Source organism: Embleya sp. L77 (assembly GCF_055557415.1).
Window position 1 is genome coordinate 1,644,828 of record NZ_CM145710.1, and the last position, 21,031, is coordinate 1,665,858.

The window sequence follows — 21,031 nt, forward strand, 5'->3', positions numbered from 1 at the left end:
CTCGTTTCGTTCCGCTCGTCCGCTCGACACCCGGTGCGCCGGCCCACCCGACGGCCACACCCGGCCGCCTCGACCCTGCTACTCCTGCCCAGCCTGCTCCCGGTCGTACACCTGCCGGGCCGCCTCGATGGTCGGGCCGTGTCGCTCGGCCCAGCGGACCAGGCCGGTGAGCGACGCGGTCAGCTCGCGCGCCACGACGGTGAGCGTGTACTCGACCTTCGGCGGCACGGTCGGGTACACGGTGCGCGTGAGCAGCCCGTCGCGCTCCAGTCGGCGCAGGTTCAGGGTGAGCACGCGTCGGCTGATCCCCGGTACGGCGCGTTCCAACTCGGTGAACCGGATCGGGCCCTCCGCGACCGACACCAGGATGCCGATGCTCCATTTGCCCGCGACGTGGTCGAGCGTGCCGACCACCTGACACGCATTCGCCCAGGTGACCCGGTTCGGGTCGGCTTCGGGCTCCCGATCCCGGTCGCCCTCCGCGGCATCTTCGGCGGCCGGAACCTCTGTGACCTGGACGGGTACATCGTGGTTACTGCGGAACGTCAAGGTGCCTCCTTACGCGAACCGCCATGGTCACAAAGAATCGGCTCAGCGAACAACGAAGCAACCACCGAGCGTGAGGACGAGAGACCATGAACGCCATCGAAACCCCGCGGAACGAAGCCGGCGTGACGGGTCCTGCAGGTCCCGTGGATCCTGCGGATCAGGCGGGCGTCGCAGGTGCCGCAGGTCCGGTGGGTCCCGTGGATCAGGCGGGTGTCGCGGGTCCCGCGGATGGCTCGGGCCCCGCCGAGGAAGCCCCGGCCGGTCCCCCGCCCCGACCGCTGACCGAGGACGAGGTGCTGGAGATCCTGGCCCGCGAACGCATCGGCACGCTCGCGACGATCAAGCGGGACGGTCGGCCGCACCTGTCCAACATGCTGTTCGCCTGGGATCCGGCCGCCCGGGTGATCCGCTTCTCCACCACCGCCGACCGCGCCAAGCCGCACCACGTCCGGCGCAACGCCAACGCCGCGCTGCACGTGTCGGGCGGCAACGTATGGTCGTTCGCGGTCGCCGAGGGGGACGCCGAGGTCACCGAGCCGACCACGGTCCCCGGCGACGCCACGGGCCGCGAACTGCTCGCCATGGTCCCGGCCGAGTTCCGCCCGGCCGACGAGGCGACCTTCTTCGCCGGCGCCGTCGCGGAGCGCCGGGTGGTGATCCGACTGGCCGTCGGTCGCCTGTACGGCACCGCGCTGGACATCCCGGGCGCATGAGCCGACGCCTGCCCCGTGCCTTGCCGGGTGGGTGACTTGGAGGTGGTGGGTGCGTCGGCGGTGGTGGGTGCGTCGGGTGGTGGTGGGTGCGTCGGCGGTGGTGGGTGCGTCGGCAGTAGTCGGTGATCGTGCGGTACTAGCCGCGATGCGCTCGGCGGTAGGCGCGCGGGGTGGTGCCGGTGAGGGTGCGGAAGTGCCGGCGCAGGGCGGCCGGTGAGGTGAATCCGGTGCGGGCCGCGATGCGCTCGATCGGGACGTCCGTTTCGGTCAGCAGGCGTCGGGCCTCGTGGAGGCGGGCGCGAAGCAGGTACTGGAGCGGGCTGAGACCGGTGTGGGCGTGGAAGCGGCGGGTGATGCTGCTGACGCTGGTCCGCGCGTGGCCCGCGATGTCGGCCAGGGTCAGCGGGTGGTGCAGGTTGGCTTCCAGCCAGCGCAGGGTGGGTTCGAGGCCCACGCTTTCGGTGACTTCCCGGTCGATGGTGTCCCGGACGTCGTCGGCGTAGGTGTGCAGCGGGGTGATCAGTTCGCGGCCGGTCTCGTCGGCCACGCGCCGGCCGTGGTCGCTGCCCAGCACGTACAGGCAGAGGTCCAGGCCGCCGAAGACGCCCGCCGTCGTCAGGAACGGCCCGTCCTCGACCACCGTGCCGAGCGGGTCCACCTCGATTCGGGGATACCGGTCCGCCAGTTCCTCCAGGTACCGCCATCCGGTCGTGGCGCGGCGTCCGTCGAGGAGTCCGGACGCGGCGAGGGTGAACGTCCCGGTGCCGACGGCGGCGATTCGGCTCCCGCGCGCCGCCGCCGCACGCAACGCGGCCGGGACGCCGGCCGGCGGCTCGTCGCGATGGCCGTCGTGCCCGGGAACCAGTACGAGGTCCGCGTCCGCGAGGCCGTCGAGGCCGAACGGCGTGGCGATCCGCAGCGGGGTCGGGGCACCGGTGGCCCGCAGGCCGGGCGCCCCGCACAGCCTGAGTTCGTACGCCACGCCCGGGTGGTCGCGGCAGGCGGCCCCGAACACCAGGCCGGGGGTGGTGAGTTGATGCCCCGGGACCCCGTCGAGGGCGAGGACGGCGATCACTGACATACCTGGAATCTAGCGCCGCCGAGCCTCGAATCCGCCGGTGCGGCGGTGAAGGGGGCGGCGCGTCGGGGGATCAGGCCGGGCCGGGGGGTGCCGGGAGGGCATGTTGGGGATCAGGCCGGGGCCGCGCCGCCGCGCGGGTGGGTGGGTTGGTTGGTGAGGCGGTTGGCGGGTCAGCGGGTGGGTGGGTTGGTTGGTTGCGGCGGGGGTCGAGTGCGGCGGTCGATTCGGGCGGGGCCGAGTGCGGCGGTCGCTTGGGACGAGCCGACCGCGCCGGGCCAGGGGCCGGACGGCCGGGCCGGGTCGAGTCGGCCCGGCCGGGTCGGGTCGGCCGGGCCGAGTCGGTCCCAGGCCGGATCGGGTCGGGCCGGGTCGGTCCCGGGCCGGATCGGGTCGGGCCGGGCCGGGTCGGTCCCGGGCCGGATCGCGTCGGGTCGGTCGCGTCGGGTCGGTCCCGGGCCGGTCCCGGGCCGGACCGCGGACCGCGCCGATGGCCCGGAACGGGGGCCACCGGCGCGGTTCTCGGCTCTTCGGGCGCGGGGCCGGACGTCCTCCCGCGTGCGTCCTCGTCCGCCGCCGTCCTCGTCCCAACCATCCTCCGCGCCGCGCCACGGACGGAAACAGCCGTTCCGATGTCATCCTCGGCTAGATTCCGGACATGCCAGTGATCGCCGTCCTCGTCCTCGACGGGGTCCCGGGGCACCAGCTCACCGCGCCCGGACTCGCGTTCGGCACCGCCGCCCGGCATCACCCGCCGGTCGCCTACGACGTGCGAATCTGCACCGCTCCGGGCTTCGAGGCGACGGGCGGCCTCGCATCCTTCCGCATCGAGACCCCCTGGGGACTGGACGGATTGGCGAGCCTGGACGACTCGGACACGGTGCTGCTGCCGGGACACGACCGTTTCCGGGACGACCCGTCGCCGGAAATCGTCGCCGCCCTTCGTGCCGCCGCCGCGCGCGGCTGCCGGATCGGTGCGGTAGGCACCGGGACGTTCACGCTCGCGGCCACCGGTCTGCTCGACGGCCGCCGCGCTGCGACCAGTCGCCGGAACACCGCGGAACTGGCCCGTCGTCACCCGCGGATCCAGGTCGACCCCGAGGGCTCGGTGGTCGCGGACGGCCCCTTCCACAGCGCCGCCGGCGTCCTCGGGGGCGTGGATCTCTGCCTCGATCTGATCACCTTGGACCACGGCCTGGCAGTGGCCATCGAGACGGAGCGCCAACTGTTCCTGCAACTCCACGACCCGACCGCCGACCTCGCGGGCCATTCCACGACAAACGCGGCATGCAGCGCCTACACCCCGCCCGGCAGCAGCATCGCCCCCACTACCAGGTGGATGGAGGCCAACCTCCGGCACCCGCTGACGCTGGACGACATCGCCGCCCACGCGGGCCTGGGCGTACGCAACCTGACCCGTCGCTTCCGCGCCGAAACCGGGCTCACCCCACTCCAGTACCTGCTGCGCACCCGAATCCAACGCGCCCAATGGCTCCTCGAACGCACCGAGGACCCGGTGGAACGAATCGCCACACTCACCGGCCTCGGCACCCCCGCCAACCTCCGCCACCACTTCCAACGCCTGACCGGCACCACCCCCACCACCTACCGCACCGCCTTCCGCACCTTCGTCACCAACCTCACAGAACCAACCTGAACAACCGAACGCCCCGGCACACGCCCGGCGGGAACGCGACGGCGCGGGTGGAGCGGCGCGAGGCACACGGGACGGAGGCGGCGGCCGGGTCGGGTGGGGTACGGGCGAGATCACCGCGGCGTCGTAGCAGGCGAGGTCGAGATCTGCCCGGCGGCGACGTGCCGGACCACCATCCCTGCGGACCGAGCACCCGGATCCGACACCTCACTTCATGCCCACCACCATGGACTCCGCACCGGCCAGGGGTTCGACCCGGGAGCTTGGAAGCCCGCCTCTGCCAACAGGCCCAGCAGCAGACCGGATACGTTCTCCCGTCGATCGTCGTCGAGGAACGATTCGAACGGGACCAGCGCGGCGAAGGCCATGGCCAACAGCAGGCGTTCCCGGCCGCGTCCCAGTCGTGCAGCACGTGCCTGTACACCGGCACCTCGGCGGTCGGCAGCGGATCGGTGAAGAAGTCGCCCGATCGGAAGCCGATCCGTCCGAGCACCTCCGCCGCACCGACACGTTCCGCGAACGCGTCCGCGCTGTCGGGCAGATCGAAGCCGATGCCGGTCAGGTGCGGGTGCCGGGTCGCGAGCCGGCACAATAGTTCGCCGTCGCCACGGCCGATGTCCGCCATCCGGGTGTAGTCGGCCCACGGGAAGCGCTCGGCCAGTGCAAGCATCCTCGGCCGAGACGATTGCGACATCGCGCGCTGGAACTGCCGCCGCCGTTACGGGTCCTGGTGGATGCACGCGAACGGATTCGCTTCGGCACCCTCCGAGCCGGCCTCGTTCTGCGGCTCGCCGGTGCGCAGCGCCTCGGTGAGCCGACCCCGGAACCCGTACAGGCGCTCGCCGACCATGTCGAGGCCGTCGCCGATGTAGGTGGGCTTGGCGCGGCCCAGGAAGTGGCCCGTGTGGAGGGTGTTGGCGTAGCGTCCGGCCTGCCGCTCCAGCAGTCAGAGCGCGACGAGTGTGTCCGGATCTCGGCCACCAGATCGAGCAGACCCTCGGGGCCCAGATCCGCCAGGAGTTCGACACCCACCGGCGGGTGCATCAAAACGCCATACTCGCGGGACTCGCGCTGTACGCGTGCCGCCCGATGCTCGGCGTACCGACGCAACGCCTCGCCCACGCCGAGGAGTTCAGCGTGGGCCGGCAGCGTCGCGAGAACCACGGCATCCTCGATGGCCTGGCATGCGCCCTGCGCCTGATGCCGCAGCATCGGATATGCGGCCTCGCCGATCAAGGTGGTGCGCGGTACTCCACAGGGCAGCGGGTCCCGGTCGAACAGCGGTCTGCGGTGCAGCACGGCGCTCGTACGAAGCAGTGCCGGCATGGCCGGATCCCAGTCGACGGGCGAGCGGGCCACGCCGTCCGAGCCGACCGTCTCGCCGGCGACCGCCGGCCACGGGGTGGCACAGGAAGTGCCGGTCCGCCCCGATCCAGACCCGAACGGCATCGACGGCGGCTCCGGTACCGAAGCCTGCCACGCCCATGGCGACTTCGGCCGTCGCGTGCGACCGCAGGCCGAGCCCTCGGACCGCGTCGGCCCGGGCGTCTTTCTACTTGGCCTCCGCGTACGTGTTCACCACCGTCGGGATCAGCGGCAGCAGCACCGGTGTATCGCCGAACACCAGCGTGCGGGCCTCGGCCGCGGCCTCGACGATCGCGGCGGACACCGCGTCTGTGAGGTCGGCCGGGCTGTGCACGATGATCTCGTCGTGCTGGAAGAAGACCAGGTGCGGACGCCCCGACGGCGCCGCGTCGTACGCGGCGAGTCGGCGTCGGAGCGCGGCGAGCAGGGCCAGGGCCCAGTCCGCCGCGCTGGCCTGGATGACGAAGTTGCGGGTGAAGCGGCCTCGGGCACGGGCCGACCGGACGCCGGCATCGTCGCCGCCGCGGTCGCCGCGGTCACCTGACGGTTCGTTCGTGCCACCCTCGGCCAGGTCCAGCCATTCCGAGGACGGCGGCGGGCAGGTCCGGCCCAGCCGCGAGCGCACGATGCCACCCTCCTCGCCGGTGCGCGCCGCGGCCTCGACGTAGCCCATCGCGTCCGGGTACTGCCGCCGCAACGTGGCCAGCAGCGGCCCGATGTCGCCGCTGGTCTGCCCGTACATCGCGCCGAGCAGGCCCAGCTTGGCCTTGGCCCGGTCGCCCTGGAAGGCGGCCTTGGCCAACGCCTCGTACAGGTCGCCGGCGGCGGCGGAACGGGCCAGGCCGGCGTCCTGGGACATCGCGGCCAGGATGCGTGGTTCGAGCTGGGCCGCGTCGGCGACCACCAGCCGCCGGCCCGGGTCGGCCACGACCGCGCCGCGCAGCACCCGCGGGATCTGCAACGCACCGCCGCCGCGTCCGGCCCAGCGGCCGGTGACCACGCCGCCGACCACGTACTCGGGGCGGAACCGACCGCCGCGCACCCAGGTGTCCTGCCAGGCCCAGCCGTGCGCGGCGTGCAGGCGGGCCAGTTCCTTGTACTTGATCAGCAGGTCGGCGGCCGGGTGGCCGAGATCGCGCAGGTACCACGTGCGGGTCGAGGTGAGCCGGATGCCCTGGTCGGCGAACGCCTTGATCACCTGGGTGTGCGAATCCGGGTTGAACGGCCGTCCACCCAGCGCGGCGCGCAACTGCTCGGCCAGGTCGGCGAGTCGCTGCGGCGGCGTCCCGGACACCCGGGGTCGCGCGCCGAGCAGTTCGGTGAGCAGCGCATCGTGCACCTCGACCCGCCAGGGCAGACCGTCGGCGGCCATCTCGGCCGCGACCAGGCCACCCGCCGACTCCGCGGCGACCAGCAGCCGGAAGCGCGAGCGGCGGGCCGGATCCTCGATCGCCTCGATCCGGCGCAACTGGTCGGCGTGTACCGCGACCACGGCATCGAGCGCGTCGGCGCCGGCGGGCAGCCGTTGCCGGTCGGGGACGAACAGGCTGTCCTGCGCGTCGGCGGCGCCGATCGGCAGGTCGTTCGGTACGGGCAGGCCCTTGAGCCGGGCCCAGGCCGCGCCGAGCGAACGCGGCTCGCCGAACCGGCCCTCGTGCGCGAGCAACAACGACTCGACCAGCGCGAGGTCGTGGCAGCGCGCGACCCGGGTGGGCAGCAATGGTGCGTACGCGCTCTCCGTCGAGGCCCAGACCCATCTCGGCGGCACGGGTGCGGCCTCGAAATCGGCGATCGCCGCGACCAGGTCGCCGACCTGCGTGGCAGGCCCCAGTGGCTCGCCGTCATCGCGCAACGGCTGGAGCCGACCTCCGTGCCCGTACGCGTCGGGCGCCATCGCCACCCGAGGCGGAACCGACCTCACCATGCCCGCAACCGCACGCCGCCGGCCGACACACCGCACCCGACCCGATCCACGACCGACCTCCTCCCGACGCATCCGATACGGACGAATCACCCACAACCGACAGACCCGCCAACCGCCGCACCCTACCGGCCCACACCGACAACACGCGCGGTGCGGGCCCGCGCGGGGTGGCCGGGCGCGGGGTGGCCGGGCGTGGGGGTGGCCGGGCGTAGGGGTGGCCGGGCGTAGGGGTGGCCGGGCGTGGGGGTGGCCGCGAGGTGGCCGGGCGCGGGACGGGGCATGCGAGGAGGGGCCGGGGCGGCCGGGCAGGGGTGTCGCGGCGAACGTGGTGGGCCTGGTTGCATCGCCGCCGTCGGTGTCGCGGTGACGTCTTGTGGATCCTTGGCGAGGCGAGGCGCTCGCCATCGCACTTCCGGTCCAGTGGGTGCGAGCGCGGCTTCGTTGGCCCGTGTGCATGTCTCGCGGCTGCTCGACCTCAGAGCCGGTTCGGTGCGAGCGGCTTGCTTGGAGTCGAGTCGGACCGCTTGGAGTCGAGTCGACCGGAAGCGAAGGCACACGGCTCCCTGCCCGGAGGCAGTGGATTCGGGGGCGTTAGGTTCGTGGGGTGCCGGTCGATCCGCGTGGCGGGGTCACCTCGTGGCGGGTCGATCAGGCGAGGTTTGCACGTCGATCCGAGGAGTGTCTCCCATGGCCCGCATCCCCACCGCCGCCGTCGCCGCGGGCGGTCTGGTCGGCGGCTACGCCGTTGCCCGCTTCACGAAGAAGCGCCCGCTGGGCGGAGTGGTACTCGCCGCGGCCGGCGTGTTCGCCGCCAAGGAGTGGCGCGAGCAGGCCGGGACGCCCACCGCTGCGGCACTGACCGGGCTGTACACGATCGCGTTCGGGGCCTCCCACCCCCTCGCGAAGAAGATCGGCGCCTGGCCCTCGGTACTCGCAGTGGCCGGCACCGTCGCCGCCGCGTCGTACTCCCTCGCCGATCACAAGGCGTGACCCACCCGGTTGCCCGAGCCGGTGGCGCAAGCGCGTAGCCGCCTCGGGCGAGGGCGAGGGCGCGAGACGGGGCCCTCGCCCGAGGCGGGTGGGTTCAGCCGGCTCGACGGGTGGCGGCGACCGGTCGGTGGTCCGACACCTCCCGGGCGCCGGCCTCGGCATCGCGCAGCAGGGTGATCAGGTCGCTTCGGGCCCTGGCCACGCGGGACCGGACCGTACCGATCGGGCAGCCCGCGATGGTGGCGGCCTCGGCGTAGCCGAAGTCCAGCACCTGGGTCAGCACGAACGCCTCCCGTCGGGCCGGGTGCAACGCGCCGAACAGGTCGTCCAGGGCGAGCCCCTCCTCGAAGCCCGGACGGGAGATGTCCTGGCGGCGCTCGGCGACTTCGATCCAGTCCTCGACCGCGGCGGTGCGCGGCCGGGCCGCCGCCGCGCGATAGCGGTCGACGACCGTGCGACGGGCAATCGACAACAGCCAGGTGCGGACCGAGGACGCCCCGGTGAAACGGGGAAGGGCCGTCCAGGCGCGCAGATACGTCTCCTGGGTGAGGTCGTCCGCGCTCTGTACGTCGGTCAGATAGGCGACGAAGCGCCACACGTCGCGATGCGTGCCCCGGACGAAGTCGTCCACGGCGTCCGGGTCGCCGGCCGCGCCCGCCAGGGCCCGCGCGGTCAGATCGAGGTCATGCATTGGATACCCCCACACCCTGAACGCAGCGCGTAGAGCGCTTCGAGCATGCGGAACGGTTCGAGGACGCGGACCCGTTCGAGGACGCGGACCCGTCCGAGGACGCGAACCGGTCCGAGGACGCGAACCCGTCCGAGGACGCGAACCCGTCCGAGGACGCGAACCGGTCCGAGGACGCGGACCCGTTCGAGGACGCGAACCGGTCCGAGGACGCGAACCCGTCCGAGGACGCGGACCCGTTCGAGGACGCGAACCGGTCCGAGGTCGAAGGTCGCCCGGCCGGGTGCGTCGTCGCGGGTCCGTGGTCGATCGGCGCGAGGGTTCTCGCGGCCCGATCCGTGGGCGGCGTGCGGTCGTCCCGCGTCGCCGGCCCGACCCGGGTCGGGTGGGCGCGGTGCGCACGATGCGCGCGGTGTCGGTCGCAGACCGGCGGATGGTCGGCCCGGTGTACCGGGTGGTCGGAAGGGGGGTGCAGTGAAGTCACGTCTTACGTCCTCGTCATGCGGGCGGCGATCGATCGGCCCGAGGCGGATCGATGCCGAGCTGGTGGGCGGGACGCCCGCCGGAGCCGAGTGCGGCACGAAAGCCGCAGGCTCGATCTCGACGGCGGTGCGCGGATCACCCGACTGCGCCTGGGCACACGACCGACGCGCTCGGCGCGATGTCGGGTCGGGACCCGGCGACGGGCGAGTCGGCGCGGTGGGCGCTCCTCGGGTGGCGGGTACGCCGGGGTCCACCGACGGCGCCGCGGATGCGTTCCGGGTCGGCGTCGCGACCTGCGCTGTGCTCGGTCGCGGCTGCTCGGCGCGAACGTGGCCCGATGTACGGGCACACGACCACGATCACGGGCGCGGCACTCGCACTCGCGGGCGCGGCGCCGACACGGACCGAACGCCCCTCGCGGGCGCGGCCCTGCGTCGTGCGACGGTCACGAACGAGTACGCACGGGCAGGCAGTCGCGAACACGCACTCGCGACACGGCCCCGGACCCGGTCACCGCGCCGAGGGCGGGGCGAACGCGACCGGGTCGTGCGGACGCACGCGGGTCGGGTGGACGGCTCAGGCGAAGAGCGCGACGGGCGGCCCGCGGCCCGGCAGCGGGCGGCAGACCCACTTGGAGATGGCCCGTTCGCCGCGATCGCGCGCGCGGGGCATCCCCGGCAGTCGGGTGGCGACCGGCGCCGTCCAGGCGCCCACCAGGGCGAGGACCATGGTGCCCGCCATCGTGGCGAGCACGCGCAGCAGCCGGAAGACGGCCTTCTCACCATGCCGCAGCCACACACCGCAGCCGATCGCGGCCAGCACGTGTGCGGCGAACATGCCGCCGGCGCCGTGGCCCAGGATCCCCATCAATGCGCCGTCGTGGTTCATCCCGCCGGCAGCGGCCATGTGGTGCGTACCGGACGGCGCGCGTCCGAAGCCGGCCGCCTCCGGCGATTGTCCGGCCAGGTTCGGGTCCAGCCGCATCCGGATCAGGAGTTCGGCGACCGACCGGCTCGGCGCATCGCCGGGTCGGTCGTCGTTGCACAGCAGGACCTGAAGCCACTGGTCGCGGAAGCGGGCCGCGCCGGTCGGTTCGGGAACCGGTTGGCGGGCCAGCGTGAACAACGTGTGCAGACCGGCCTGGGCGGCCAGTACCGCGCCGGTGATCACGCCGAGGCCGCGCTCTCGATCGGCCACGGCCCAGGCCAAGATGCCGATCCCGACGCCGGCGCCGACGGGCGCGGCCCAGTGCACCGGCGCATCGGACATCAACGTGTGCCCGAACAACGCGAGCAGCACGCAGATCAACGCGAACATCGCGGCGCGAACGGCTCGAAGCACGGACCGGGCAGGCATGGTGACGTCATGTTCCCATCCGCCGACCCCACCGGAACCTTCGGGTGCCCGGCCACTTCCCGAATTTCTCCGAAATCCCTCCCGAACCACGCGCAACCACGCGCAACCACGCCCGAGGCACGTCGTCACCCACGCCCCAACCGCGCCCCCACCGCGCCCGGTCGCACCCGATCGCACCCGGACCGCGCGCGAATGGACCCGGACGGCTCCGAACAAAGCCCACGAGCGCCCGAGACAGACCACGCCACGCCGGACCCGATCAAACCCGAACCACGCCCGAACGCGTTTTCGGGTCAGGCCCGTTCCGGGTCCGTTCCCCGGCGATCCAGGCCCGTTCCGGGTTCATTCCCAAGCAATCCCGGTCCGTTCCCGGTTCGTTCCCCGGCAATCCATGACATAGCCGCCCACCACGGGTAATTCAGCCAATTCCCCCAATTCCCGCCCCCCTGCGGGAATCCCGGCCGGCAGGGAACCGGAGATCACCGCCGCCCGACTACCGGGATGCCCGCGCGCCCGACCCCGCGCCCGACCCCCGCGCCCGACCCCCGTGCAATCCTCGTCCCGCCGTTCGACCCCTGGAGCCCGATTCATGCCCGTGTTCGCCGGCGGACCCGACGCCCGGAACCGCCCCTGGCCCCTGTCGTTGCGTGCCGCCGCCGCGCGTGCCGCCGCCGACGGGACCTCGGGACCGACCCGCTCGACCTCGGCTGCCCGTACCGTGCTCGCCTTCTTCGGCCTGCTCCTGCTGTTGTTCGTGGTCGCGTTCGCGGTCGGCCGCCAGGCCGGACCCGTGGCGCCCGATCTGCGCAAGCCGGGTCCGCCCCGAGCACCGGTACCGATGGGCGAGGAGGGCGGCGGCGGACACGGCCGGATGGGACTCGGCGAACCGGCAGGCGTGGCGCCCGCTCTCGCCCTCGGCGCACCCACCCGCGTGGCGCCCGCCCTCCCGCGCGGCGGAGGTGCGCTGTGACCACCTCGGCGGCACTGCTCACCACCGACGTCACCGTGTCCGGGATGACCTGCGGCGCCTGCGTGAATCGCATCGAACGGCGGTTGGCCCGACTGGACGGGGTCAGCGCGACGGTCAACTTGGCCACCGGCCGGGCGCGGGTGGTGCACCCCGCGTCGGTGCCCGTGGTGGCCCTGCTGGCGGCGGTCACCGAGGCCGGCTTCTCGGCGACCCTGGCGACGGCGACGCCCGCCGCGGCCCGACCGGCCGGCGCCGAGGAGGCGGACCACGGCCGACGGGACCTGCTGCTGACCGCCGCGCTCGCGATCCCGGTCCTGGTGTTGTCCATGGTGCCCGCCTGGCAGTTCACCAACTGGCAGTGGTTGTGCCTGATGCTGGCGGCGCCGGTGGCGACCTGGGGTGCGTGGCCCTTCCACCGGCGGGCCCTGCACGGGCTGCGCTACGCGGGCGCGACCATGGACACCCTGGTCAGCCTGGGTGTGCTCGCCGCGTTCGGATGGTCCCTGTGGGCGCTGTTCGTGGGCGGCGCGGGCGAACCCGGGATGCGGATGGCGTTCAGCCTGGTCTCCTCCGGGACCGACGCCGAGGCCCACTCGTATCTCGAAGTCGCGGTGGCCGTACCCCTGTTCGTCCTGTTCGGCCGTCGGCTGGAGGAGCGGGCGCGGCGTCGCACCGGATCGGCGGTGCGCGAGTTGGCCGCGCTGGTCCCGGACGAGGCGGCGGTACTGCACCCGGGCCGGGGCGGCCGGGATGTCGAGGTGACCGTGCCGACCGCGTCCTTGACGGTCGGTCAGGTGTTCGTGGTGCGTCCGGGCGACCGGGTCCCGGCGGACGGGGTCGTGGTCGAGGGCCGCTCCGCGTTGGACGTGTCCCACCTGACCGGGGAGAGCCGGCCGATGGAGGTCGGCCCGGCGGACCCGGTTCCCGGCGGAAGCGTCAACGAGGGCGGCCGGTTCACCGCACGCGCCACCGCGGTCGGCGCGGACACCCGGCTCGCCCGGATCACCGCCGCGGTCGAGGAGGCCCAGGCCGGCAAGACCGGCGCACAGCGCCTGGCCGATCGCATCGCGGGCGTGTTCGTGCCGTCCGTGCTGGCGACGGCGGTGACCGTGCTGGGGTTCTGGCTCGGCGCGGGCGGTGATCCGCAGGCCGCGGCCGGGGCGACGATGGCCGTGTTGGTGGTCGCCTGCCCCTGCGCACTGGGCCTGGCCACGCCCACCGCGATCCTGGCCGCGACCGGCCGCGGAGCCCGAATGGGCGTACTGATCCGCGAACCCGCCGCCCTGGAACGGCTGCGCCGAGTGGGCACCATCGTGGTGGACAAGACGGGCACGCTGACCACGGGCGGCATGAGCCTGCTGCGCCACGAGCCGGCCCCCGGCGTGGCTCCGGGTGAACTGTTGTCCCTGGTCGGCGCGGTCGAGGCCGCGTCCGCGCATCCCATCGGTCGGGCCGTGGCCCGGGCCGCGACCGAGCGGTTCGGCGCGTTGCCGCCGGTGGCCGACTTCACGGCCGAACCGGGCACCGGGGTACGCGGCCTGGTGGAGGGCGCGCGGGTGGCGGTGCTGCGACCGGGCGCCGAGGACGTGACGTCGTTGCCGGCCAACCTGCGGGCGGCGCTGTCCGAGGCGGATGCGGCCGGGGACACCGCCGTACTCGCCACGGTGAACGGCACGCCCGCGGGGGTGTTGGTGCTGGGCGACGCGGTGCGGCCGGAGGCGGCCGGCGCGATCCGGGCGCTGGGCCGGCTCGGCATCACGGTGGTCCTGGCCACCGGCGACCGTCCGGGCCCGGCCCGCGCGATCGCCGACGCGGTGGGCATCGACGAGGTACTGAGCGAGTTGGATCCGCACGACAAGGCCGAACTGGTCCGGGGCCTGCGCCAGGACCAGCCCGGCCGGGCGATCGCGGTGGTCGGCGACGGCATCAACGACACCATCGCGCTGGGCGAGGCGGACCTGGGCATCGGGATGGGTGGTGGTACGGCCGCGGCGATCGGCGCAGCGGACGTCACGCTGGTCGGCGACGACCTGACCGCGCTCGCCGACGCGATCCGGCTCTCCCGGCGCACGACCGGCACCATCCGGGCCAACCTCGGCTGGGCATTCGGCTACAACGTGGTGCTGATCCCGATCGCGATGACCGGCCTGCTCAACCCGATGTCGGCCGCGGCGGCGATGTCGGTCAGTTCGCTGGCGGTGGTGGGCAACAGCCTGCGACTGACCCGGTTCCGCACCGACCGGCGTCCCGAGCAGCACACCGACCGCGACACCGCCCCCCGACCGGGTCACAGCGCCGCCCCCCGCGCCGACCGCGGCGCCGATTCCCGCTCCGACCGCCACTCCGACGACACGAACCAGGATCAGACGTGAAGCCCCTCGCCCTGCTGGAGACGGTCACGGGCCCCCTCGTGGCAGCCGCCCTCGCACTGACCCTGCTCACCGCCTGGACGGCCGGCGGACAAGCCGGCAGCGCCCCGAAGCTTGCGATCAGCGACGGCCGCGTGCACCTGGCCACCAACGCCGACGCGACCTCCGCCTACTTCACCATCCGCAACTCCGGTGCCGCCGACGACGAACTCGTCTCGGTCAGCACCCCGATCAGCACCGACGTGGGATTCAGCTTCCACACCTACACCGGCTACGCAGGCCGGATGTGGATGACCGAGTCCCTGCCGATTCCGGCCGACGGCCTCCTGGGCATGACCGCGAGCGGCGCCAACATCATGCTGGGGACCCCTCCCAGGCTCACCCCCGGTCAGATCGTCCCGTTCACCCTGCGCTTCCGGCACAGCCCGCCGATCCACACCACGGCCGTCGTCGTCCGCCCCGGCACCTGGACCCCGGCCAAGGCGACCTGACCCGCCCCGACCCGCCGTACCGCGCACGCCGGAATCCCCTCCGCCAACCGGCGCCGCCGGCCGGACCTTCGGTCGGGCATCGCGCTGATCCCCGAATCGGCCCTGGACGGGCGTCGATCCACGATCGTCGTCCGTCGGATCCGCAACCCCGAGCCCACCCGCAGGGTCTCTGCGGCGGTCCGCACCTCGGCCCCGCCGCAACCCGCCCCGCGCACCTTCCTCACCGGCCTGCGCGACGCCGCGTCCCACTGAGCCGGGCCGCCGACCGCCACCGACCCCGGGCCCGCGCAGGCACGAACGGGCGAAGTCGGCGTCGCCGGTCGGCATCGCCCGCCCGGTGGTCGCCAGGCAGGGCGGCCGGCGCCGGCGGCCCGCCCCGGCGCGGGGCCGGGATGCGATCGGCGACAATGGGAGATCACCCGAGTGCGCGTCCGAGCGGCGGCTCGCGGCATCCCCGATCCGGCAGGAGTCCCCATACCGTGTCCGACCAGCGCGAATCCTCCGCACCCGGCCGGGACCCGGGCCTCGTCGACGAACGAGCCGACAGCCTGCGCGCCGACTGCGCGAACTGCTTCGCGCTGTGCTGTGTCGCGCCCGCCTTCGCCGCCTCGGCGGACTTCGCCATCGACAAGCCCGCCGGCCGCGCCTGCCCCAATCTGCGCTCGGACGACTTCGGCTGCGGCGTGCACACCCGCCTGCGGGACATCGGCTTCTCCGGCTGCACGGTCTACGACTGCTTCGGGGCGGGGCAAAAGGTCGCCCAGGTCACCTACGCGGGGCAGGACTGGCGTCGGGCACCGCACACCGCGAAGCAGATGTTCCGGGTCTTCCCGGTCATGCGGGACCTGCACGAACTGCTCCGGTATCTGCACGAGGCACAGATACCGGCAGCGGCGCGCCCGATCCGGGCCGAGCTGCGGGCCGCCTACGCGGACACCGAGCGGCTCACCCTCGGCGAGCCCGCCGAGTTGCTCCGGATCGACATCGCAGCGTTGCGGCAACAACTCAACCCGCTGCTGCTGCGGGCCGGCGAACTGGTCCGGGCGGGTGTCGGGGGCAAGAAGAAGGATTACCGAGGTGCGGACCTGATCGGCGCCCGGCTCAAAGGGGCCGACCTGCGCGGCGCGAACCTGCGCGGGGCGTACCTGATCGGCGCCGACCTGCGCGGTGCAAACCTGCGGCTCGCCGACGTGATCGGCGCCGACTTCCGCGACGCGGACCTGCGCGGTGCGGACCTCACCGACGCCCTCTACCTCATCCAGTCCCAACTCGACGCCGCCAAGGGCGACTCCCACACCATCCTCCCGCCGACCCTCACCCGCCCCACCCACTGGACCACGTGACACCCGGCCCCGAGGGCCCGTTCGAGGAGCCCGAGGAGTTCGTGCGGCCGACCAGGGCCGGCCCCGCCGCGCCCCGCCGCCGTGACCCTGCCGGGCGTTCCCGAAGGGTTCGTGAGAGCCGACTGAACCGCCGCAGCTTCGCGGGCGGTTCGGGTGGCTCACCCGTCCCGCGTGTCGTACACCCGCCGCACCCGGTACACCCCGCCGCGACCCGATTGGACCGGGCCCGCGGGACCGACACGAGACAGCCCGGCCACACCGTCGTTCGGGACCAGATCACCCCGGCGAGCAGGCCCGGGTCGATCGGGTCCAGGCGGGACAGGTCCACACCCGAGGCGTCGATCGCCTCGGCCCGGACGTCGTCCTCCAGGCACGTCGCGAGCCGGACCGCATTCGAATACGAACCGGACACAACCGGAAGGCCGCCCCCGGGCCCGTCACCCCCTGGTGCAGCGCCGCAGCCCGGCCGCGTCGCCGGTCAGGTTGAAGAACCTGGGCGTGAAGTCGTCGGCGTAGGTGCCCCAGGTCAACCACTGTGCGGTGATGTCGAGTTCCTCGGCTTCGGCGTCCGGGTGCATGCCCGCCGCGCACAGCGCGAAGTCGAAGCCGTCGAGTTCGTCCCGCTGCCACAGTGCGGGTCCGGGCCGACCCGGGATCGGATCCAGGCAACCCATGCGCTCGGACCACGCCAGGACCTCGCGGCGGGAGTGGTCCAGGTGCGGGTTGGTGCGCACCGGATACGGCAGGTGGAAGGCGGGCAGCGGAATCGGGCCGACCGGCTCCCCGGGCCGGAACGAGAACGATCGTGCCCGGACCGGGCTGCCCGCCCCCCGGGACAGGGCGCGTACGAGGTCGGCCGCCGAGGTGCCCGGGCCGGTCGGCCCGGGCGCGAACCACCCGCCGGCGCCCGTCGGCGTCGCGCCGCCGGCGGTCGCGTCGTTCATGTACCGGCTGGAGCGCAGGTGCCACTCGTGGCCGCCGCTCTGCCAGTCGGTCAACCCCTGCGCGTAGCCCGGGACCCGGGCCCGGGCGAGCGGATCCAGGCCGTATTCCTCGAACAGGCGCGGCAGTTCGGTGACCGCGGTGTGCTCGAACTGCTGGAGCCGGGAGGTGAGCACGTTGTCGACGATGTTCGCGGCCTCCTGCGGACCCTGGCCGAAGAACCGCTCCATCACCAGCACACCGTTGTTGAGTTCGCCCTCGTCGGTGGTCTCGCGCTGGTAGGAGAACAGGTCGTTGCGCAGATGCACGCCGTCCGAGAAGGCGTCCTTGAGCACCCGCAGCGGGCGGGTACCCGCCACCTCCTCCGGCACCTCCAGCCCCACGGCGTACTCGACCAGGTCCGCCGACCACGGCGCGCCGCCGACCTTGCGACGCATCTCGATGTACTCGACCGGTTGGCCACCCGGCCCTCGTTGATGTTGTGCAGCTCCCACATCGAGGCCTGGATACCGGTCGAACGCGGCCGCCCGGGCGCTGTCGGACCGCGCCGCCGGCGCACGGATCCGTTCCCGCCCGGCCTGACCGCGACCCGACCTACCCAACGCACGCAACGCGCCCGACCCACCCCGATCCACCCGACCCGGACCGCATCGCCCGGGTCGGGCCCCATCCGACCCATCCGACCCATCCGGCAAAACGGCGCACCCGCCACCGCACCTCCGCATCCCCACCGGGCCGCGCCGGTCGCCGGCACACCTCGGCCGGGCCGCTCAGGCCCGGCCGAGCACATATTCGAGCGTGTCCGAACGGGCCCGGCCCAGCACGCTTTCCCGCAGTGCCTCGGCGAACTCCTCGACGGTGACCACCCCGTCGCCGTCCGCGTCCATCGCATGCAGCCACCCGATCCGATGCGTGTCCGCACTGTCCGGACCGAGCAGCCGCGCGTAGTCGGCCTGATCGATGCGACCGTCCCCGTCCCGGTCCACCGCGGCGGCCACCCGGACCATCAACGCGGCCATCGCGGCGCCCGGCGCGGCCTCGGCGAGCACCCGGTACTCGTCGGCGTCGACCACGCCGTCCCCGTTCGCGTCCACCGTCGCGCGCAACTCGTCCCACCACGCGTGAAAGGCCGCGTACATGACCTCCTCGTCCACCGCGGCCAGGTCCAGTCGATCGCTGAACACCCGGGCGAGGGCGGCCAGATCGGGCCAGGACAACACCCCGTCGCCGGTCTGGTCCAGGATCCGCACGAACAGGTCGGCGAGTTGCGTGGCCGGGTCGGCCGAGCGATCGCGCGGGCCGAATCGGCGCAGCCCGCGCCCGGCCTCCCGCTTGGCCGCGATATAGGTCGCCGCGAGCGGCATGTACACCCACCTCGTCGGCAGCAGGTCGCTTGCCACGGCGGCGGTCCGACACGCGAGCGAGACCACGGTGCGGGCGCCGAACGGCACCCGGCCGCGCTCGCCGAGCCGCTCCCGGTAGTCGGGCGGCAGGGTGGTCGCCACCGCGGTGCGGATCGCGGTGCCCAGCACCGCGCACCCGGCCGACCACACCGCCTCCGGGACGAAGGACAACCGCGCCGGCGCGGGCAGCCGACCGAGCGCGTCCAGGAGTTGTTCGACGCCGTGTCCGGCCACCAGCCTCTCGCGCACGATCTCGTCGAACCAGACCCGGAATTCCGGCACCGTGCCCGGCATCTCGCTCGCCGGCACCCCCAACTGGAGCCCCACCAGCAGCCATTCCGCGTACAGCTCGGCCTGCCGCTCGTCGTCGAGTGGATCACCGCCGAGTTCGCACATCAGCACCATCGCGTCGAACACGGTCAGGTGCACCCACGCCTGCGCCTCGGGGTCGAGCGCCGAGTACGTCCGGCCGTCCGAATCCACGCCGTTGATGTGCCCGTGCAGCCGGCGCAGCCGGGCCGCCTCGCGCTCGCGGTCCGCCCGGTCCTGGTAGAGCAGTCGTTGGACGCTGAGCAGGGTCTGCTCGACCCGGCGCCACGGATGCCGCCGGTAGGTGGAGAACTCCACCACACCGGCGCCGACCACCGGATGCGCGGTCTCCAGCACGATCGCCCGACCGATGGTGGTCAGCAGGCGCCATTGGCCCAGATAGTGCCAGGAGAGGGATCCGGCCCCGGGGAAACGTTCGGCGTCGTCCGGCATTCGGGGGATGTCCGACATGGGGCCTCTTTCACCGATCGGATGGTAGTCGTGACGATACAATCGGTCACCATTCGCCGTGGCCGTTCCAGAAAACCGCCGGACTCCGGCCGCGGGTGGGCCGCGCCGACGGGTTTCGGACGCGGTCCCGGTCCACCTCACCGAGACTGGAAGGGCGGGCCCCGGCCCGTACCGCCGGCGCCGGCCGGGCCACCGTCGAGGAGGGCAGCCGGATGGCAACCGTGAGGGCCGAGAAGACGATGTCGCTGGACGGGTTCATCGCCGACCCGTCGGACGACGTGGCGCACCTGTTCGGGTGGTACTCGAACGGGAACGTGGAGACGCCCGCGCCGGGCGGCGGGATGACGTTCCGCACCTCGGAGGCCAGTGCCCGGCACCTGCGCGAGCTGTTCGTCGACACGGGGGCGGTCGTGACCGGACGCCGGCTGTTCAATCACACCGACGGGTGGGGCGGCAGCCATCCGATCGGCGTGCCGGTGTTCGTGGTGACCCACCACATACCCCACGGCTGGGTCGCCGCGCATCCGCACGCGCCGTTCACGTTCGTCACCACCGGCGTGCGGGACGCCGTCGCGCAGGCCCGGACGGTGGCGGGCGACCTGTCGGTGGGAGTGGGCGGCGCGGACATCGTGCGCCAGTGCCTGAACGCGGGCCTGGTCGACGAGATCGTGGTCGACCTGGTTCCGGTGTTGTTGGGCGCGGGCATCCGCTTCTTCGACCATCTCACCGACACCCCGGTCGAGTTGGCGGCGACCCGGGTGATCGAGGGCCGGCGGGTCACGCACCTGTACTTCCGGGTGATCCACCCGACCTGAGCGCGCGCCCGTGACTCAGCGCGGCACCGCCGCCAACTCCTCGACGCCGGCCGGCCCGCGCGTGGACGGCAGCGGCGTACCCGGCGCCGGCCGCCCGGCCCGTACCGCCGCCCGCAGCGCGCGCTCCAAGCCGACGCGGCGACCCTTCGCGGTGTCCACCTCGACGTGCAGGTCGATCGCGTCGACCGGGAAACCGGACCGGTCCTCGAACATTTCACTGGATCTTAACGATGGTCCGGTGACCCGCGTAGCGTCGCCTTCATCGCGGCCCGCTACACCGGAACCACCGCATCCGCCTCCCGCAAGGACTCCCGCATGATCGTGTTCGCGCACCTCAGTGACACCCACCTCGACGGCGGCCCGCACGCGGCCGAGCGCACCCGGGCGGCCATGGCCCACCTGAACGCGCTCCCCCACGACCTGGACGCGGTGCTCGTCACCGGCGACATCGTGGACAACGGCCTGGCCGCCGAATACGACGAGGCGCGGGCCCTGTTGGTGTCGCGGCACCCGGTGCTGATCCTGCCCGGCAACCACGACGTCCGCGGGCCGTTCCGGGTGGGACTGTTCGACGAACCCGCGGCGGACGAGCCGATCAACCGGGTGCACCACACGGCCGGCGGCGCGGTGTTCGCGCTGTGCGACTCGTCCGTCCCGGGCCGCGCGGACGGCCTGCTGGCCGACGAGACGCTGTCCTGGTTGACCGACGTGCTGGACGAAACCCCGTCCACCACACCGGTGTTCGTGGCCTTCCACCACCCGCCGGTGGAGTTGGGCAGCCCGGAGATCGACCGGATCCGCCAGTTCGGCGCCGAGCGGCTGGCCGACGTGGTCGCCGGGCGCCCCAACGTGGCGGGTCTGCTGTGCGGGCACGCGCACACCCCGGCGGCCACCACGTTCGCCGGCAAGCCGCTGATCGTGGCACCCGGCGTGGTGTCCACGATCAACCTGCCGTGGGAACGGGCCGACGACGACTCTCCGTTCGTCGACGCGAAGCTGCCGCCCGCGCTGGCGTTCCACGTGCTCGACGACCGGGGTCGACTGACCACACACTTCCGCACAGTGCTCTGATCGCCCGATAGCGTGCCGCGGGTACGCCAACGGAGCGAAGGGGGCGC

19 protein-coding genes and 1 pseudogene are annotated in these 21,031 nt (G+C 73.3%); 9 read left to right on the plus strand and 11 right to left on the minus strand.

Annotated features, from left to right (window positions below; translation table 11 throughout):
* Positions 1-78 precede the first annotated feature (78 nt).
* Complete coding sequence (locus ACZOOI_RS37080; protein ID WP_465284118.1) at positions 79-414, minus strand: winged helix-turn-helix transcriptional regulator; 336 nt, start codon at positions 412-414, stop codon at positions 79-81.
* 413 nt (positions 415-827) lie between these two features.
* On the opposite strand from ACZOOI_RS37080, the gene ACZOOI_RS37085 reads away from it, so the two are divergent.
* Positions 828-1,262, plus strand: a complete 435-nt coding sequence (locus tag ACZOOI_RS37085) for a TIGR03618 family F420-dependent PPOX class oxidoreductase (protein ID WP_465284119.1) — start codon at positions 828-830, stop codon at positions 1,260-1,262.
* A 136-nt stretch (positions 1,263-1,398) separates the two neighbouring features.
* Here the strand turns inward: ACZOOI_RS37085 and ACZOOI_RS37090 are convergent, their stop codons facing one another.
* Complete coding sequence (locus ACZOOI_RS37090; RefSeq protein ID WP_465283965.1) at positions 1,399-2,343, minus strand: GlxA family transcriptional regulator; 945 nt, start codon at positions 2,341-2,343, stop codon at positions 1,399-1,401.
* Between the two features lie 655 nt (positions 2,344-2,998).
* Between ACZOOI_RS37090 and ACZOOI_RS37095 the strand changes: the two genes are divergently transcribed.
* The gene (locus ACZOOI_RS37095; protein ID WP_465283966.1) at positions 2,999-3,997 is read left to right on the plus strand and encodes a GlxA family transcriptional regulator; all 999 of its coding nucleotides are present in this window, start codon (positions 2,999-3,001) and stop codon (positions 3,995-3,997) included.
* 209 nt (positions 3,998-4,206) lie between these two features.
* Here ACZOOI_RS37095 and ACZOOI_RS37100 read toward each other — a convergent pair whose 3' ends face one another.
* The 4 genes and pseudogenes from ACZOOI_RS37100 to ACZOOI_RS37115 form a co-directional block, all read right to left on the minus strand.
* On the minus strand, positions 4,207-4,362 hold the full coding sequence (locus tag ACZOOI_RS37100; RefSeq protein WP_465283967.1) for a hypothetical protein: 156 nt from the start codon (positions 4,360-4,362) through the stop codon (positions 4,207-4,209).
* 35 nt (positions 4,363-4,397) lie between these two features.
* Positions 4,398-4,697: pseudogene (locus ACZOOI_RS37105) on the minus strand (methyltransferase); the annotation flags it as partial.
* 15 nt (positions 4,698-4,712) lie between these two features.
* A complete protein-coding gene (locus ACZOOI_RS37110; protein ID WP_465283968.1) occupies positions 4,713-4,844 on the minus strand; it encodes a hypothetical protein in 132 nt (43 codons plus the stop codon).
* A gap of 702 nt (positions 4,845-5,546) precedes the next feature.
* On the minus strand, positions 5,547-7,283 hold the full coding sequence (locus ACZOOI_RS37115; RefSeq protein WP_465283969.1) for a bifunctional 3'-5' exonuclease/DNA polymerase: 1,737 nt from the start codon (positions 7,281-7,283) through the stop codon (positions 5,547-5,549).
* 687 nt (positions 7,284-7,970) lie between these two features.
* Between ACZOOI_RS37115 and ACZOOI_RS37120 the strand changes: the two genes are divergently transcribed.
* Positions 7,971-8,273 carry a hypothetical protein gene (locus ACZOOI_RS37120; RefSeq protein WP_465283970.1) on the plus strand — a complete coding sequence of 101 codons (303 nt, stop codon included), beginning with the start codon at positions 7,971-7,973 and terminating at the stop codon, positions 8,271-8,273.
* Between the two features lie 94 nt (positions 8,274-8,367).
* Here the strand turns inward: ACZOOI_RS37120 and ACZOOI_RS37125 are convergent, their stop codons facing one another.
* Positions 8,368-8,964, minus strand: a complete 597-nt coding sequence (locus ACZOOI_RS37125) for a sigma-70 family RNA polymerase sigma factor (protein ID WP_465283971.1) — start codon at positions 8,962-8,964, stop codon at positions 8,368-8,370.
* A 1,056-nt stretch (positions 8,965-10,020) separates the two neighbouring features.
* A complete protein-coding gene (locus ACZOOI_RS37130) occupies positions 10,021-10,785 on the minus strand; it encodes a hypothetical protein (RefSeq protein ID WP_465283972.1) in 765 nt (254 codons plus the stop codon).
* 604 nt (positions 10,786-11,389) lie between these two features.
* On the opposite strand from ACZOOI_RS37130, the gene ACZOOI_RS37135 reads away from it, so the two are divergent.
* The 4 genes from ACZOOI_RS37135 to ACZOOI_RS37150 all read left to right on the plus strand — a co-directional run bounded on the left by ACZOOI_RS37135 (position 11,390) and on the right by ACZOOI_RS37150 (position 15,973).
* Positions 11,390-11,770, plus strand: a complete 381-nt coding sequence (locus ACZOOI_RS37135) for a hypothetical protein (RefSeq protein WP_465283973.1) — start codon at positions 11,390-11,392, stop codon at positions 11,768-11,770.
* A gap of 44 nt (positions 11,771-11,814) precedes the next feature.
* Positions 11,815-14,142, plus strand: coding sequence for a heavy metal translocating P-type ATPase (locus ACZOOI_RS37140; RefSeq protein ID WP_465284120.1), 2,328 nt, complete (start codon positions 11,815-11,817; stop codon positions 14,140-14,142).
* Positions 14,139-14,630: a copper chaperone PCu(A)C gene (locus tag ACZOOI_RS37145; protein ID WP_465283974.1), complete on the plus strand. Its 492-nt coding sequence runs from the start codon at positions 14,139-14,141 to the stop codon at positions 14,628-14,630. Before ACZOOI_RS37140 ends, ACZOOI_RS37145 begins: the two co-directional genes overlap by 4 nt.
* Positions 14,631-15,109: 479 nt before the next feature.
* A complete protein-coding gene (locus ACZOOI_RS37150; RefSeq protein WP_465283975.1) occupies positions 15,110-15,973 on the plus strand; it encodes a pentapeptide repeat-containing protein in 864 nt (287 codons plus the stop codon).
* Positions 15,974-16,410: 437 nt separating this feature from the next.
* Here the strand turns inward: ACZOOI_RS37150 and ACZOOI_RS37155 are convergent, their stop codons facing one another.
* Both ACZOOI_RS37155 and ACZOOI_RS37160 read right to left on the minus strand, forming a co-directional pair.
* The gene (locus ACZOOI_RS37155) at positions 16,411-17,352 is read right to left on the minus strand and encodes a terpene synthase family protein (RefSeq protein ID WP_465283976.1); all 942 of its coding nucleotides are present in this window, start codon (positions 17,350-17,352) and stop codon (positions 16,411-16,413) included.
* A gap of 333 nt (positions 17,353-17,685) precedes the next feature.
* Complete coding sequence (locus ACZOOI_RS37160) at positions 17,686-19,098, minus strand: oxygenase MpaB family protein (RefSeq protein WP_465283977.1); 1,413 nt, start codon at positions 19,096-19,098, stop codon at positions 17,686-17,688.
* A 212-nt stretch (positions 19,099-19,310) separates the two neighbouring features.
* Between ACZOOI_RS37160 and ACZOOI_RS37165 the strand changes: the two genes are divergently transcribed.
* Positions 19,311-19,913, plus strand: a complete 603-nt coding sequence (locus tag ACZOOI_RS37165; RefSeq protein ID WP_465283978.1) for a dihydrofolate reductase family protein — start codon at positions 19,311-19,313, stop codon at positions 19,911-19,913.
* A 15-nt stretch (positions 19,914-19,928) separates the two neighbouring features.
* On the opposite strand, the gene ACZOOI_RS37170 is transcribed toward ACZOOI_RS37165, so the two are convergent.
* The gene (locus tag ACZOOI_RS37170) at positions 19,929-20,126 is read right to left on the minus strand and encodes a hypothetical protein (protein ID WP_465283979.1); all 198 of its coding nucleotides are present in this window, start codon (positions 20,124-20,126) and stop codon (positions 19,929-19,931) included.
* A 102-nt stretch (positions 20,127-20,228) separates the two neighbouring features.
* On the opposite strand from ACZOOI_RS37170, the gene ACZOOI_RS37175 reads away from it, so the two are divergent.
* Complete coding sequence (locus ACZOOI_RS37175) at positions 20,229-20,984, plus strand: metallophosphoesterase (protein ID WP_465283980.1); 756 nt, start codon at positions 20,229-20,231, stop codon at positions 20,982-20,984.
* The last annotated feature ends 47 nt before the right edge of the window (positions 20,985-21,031 follow it).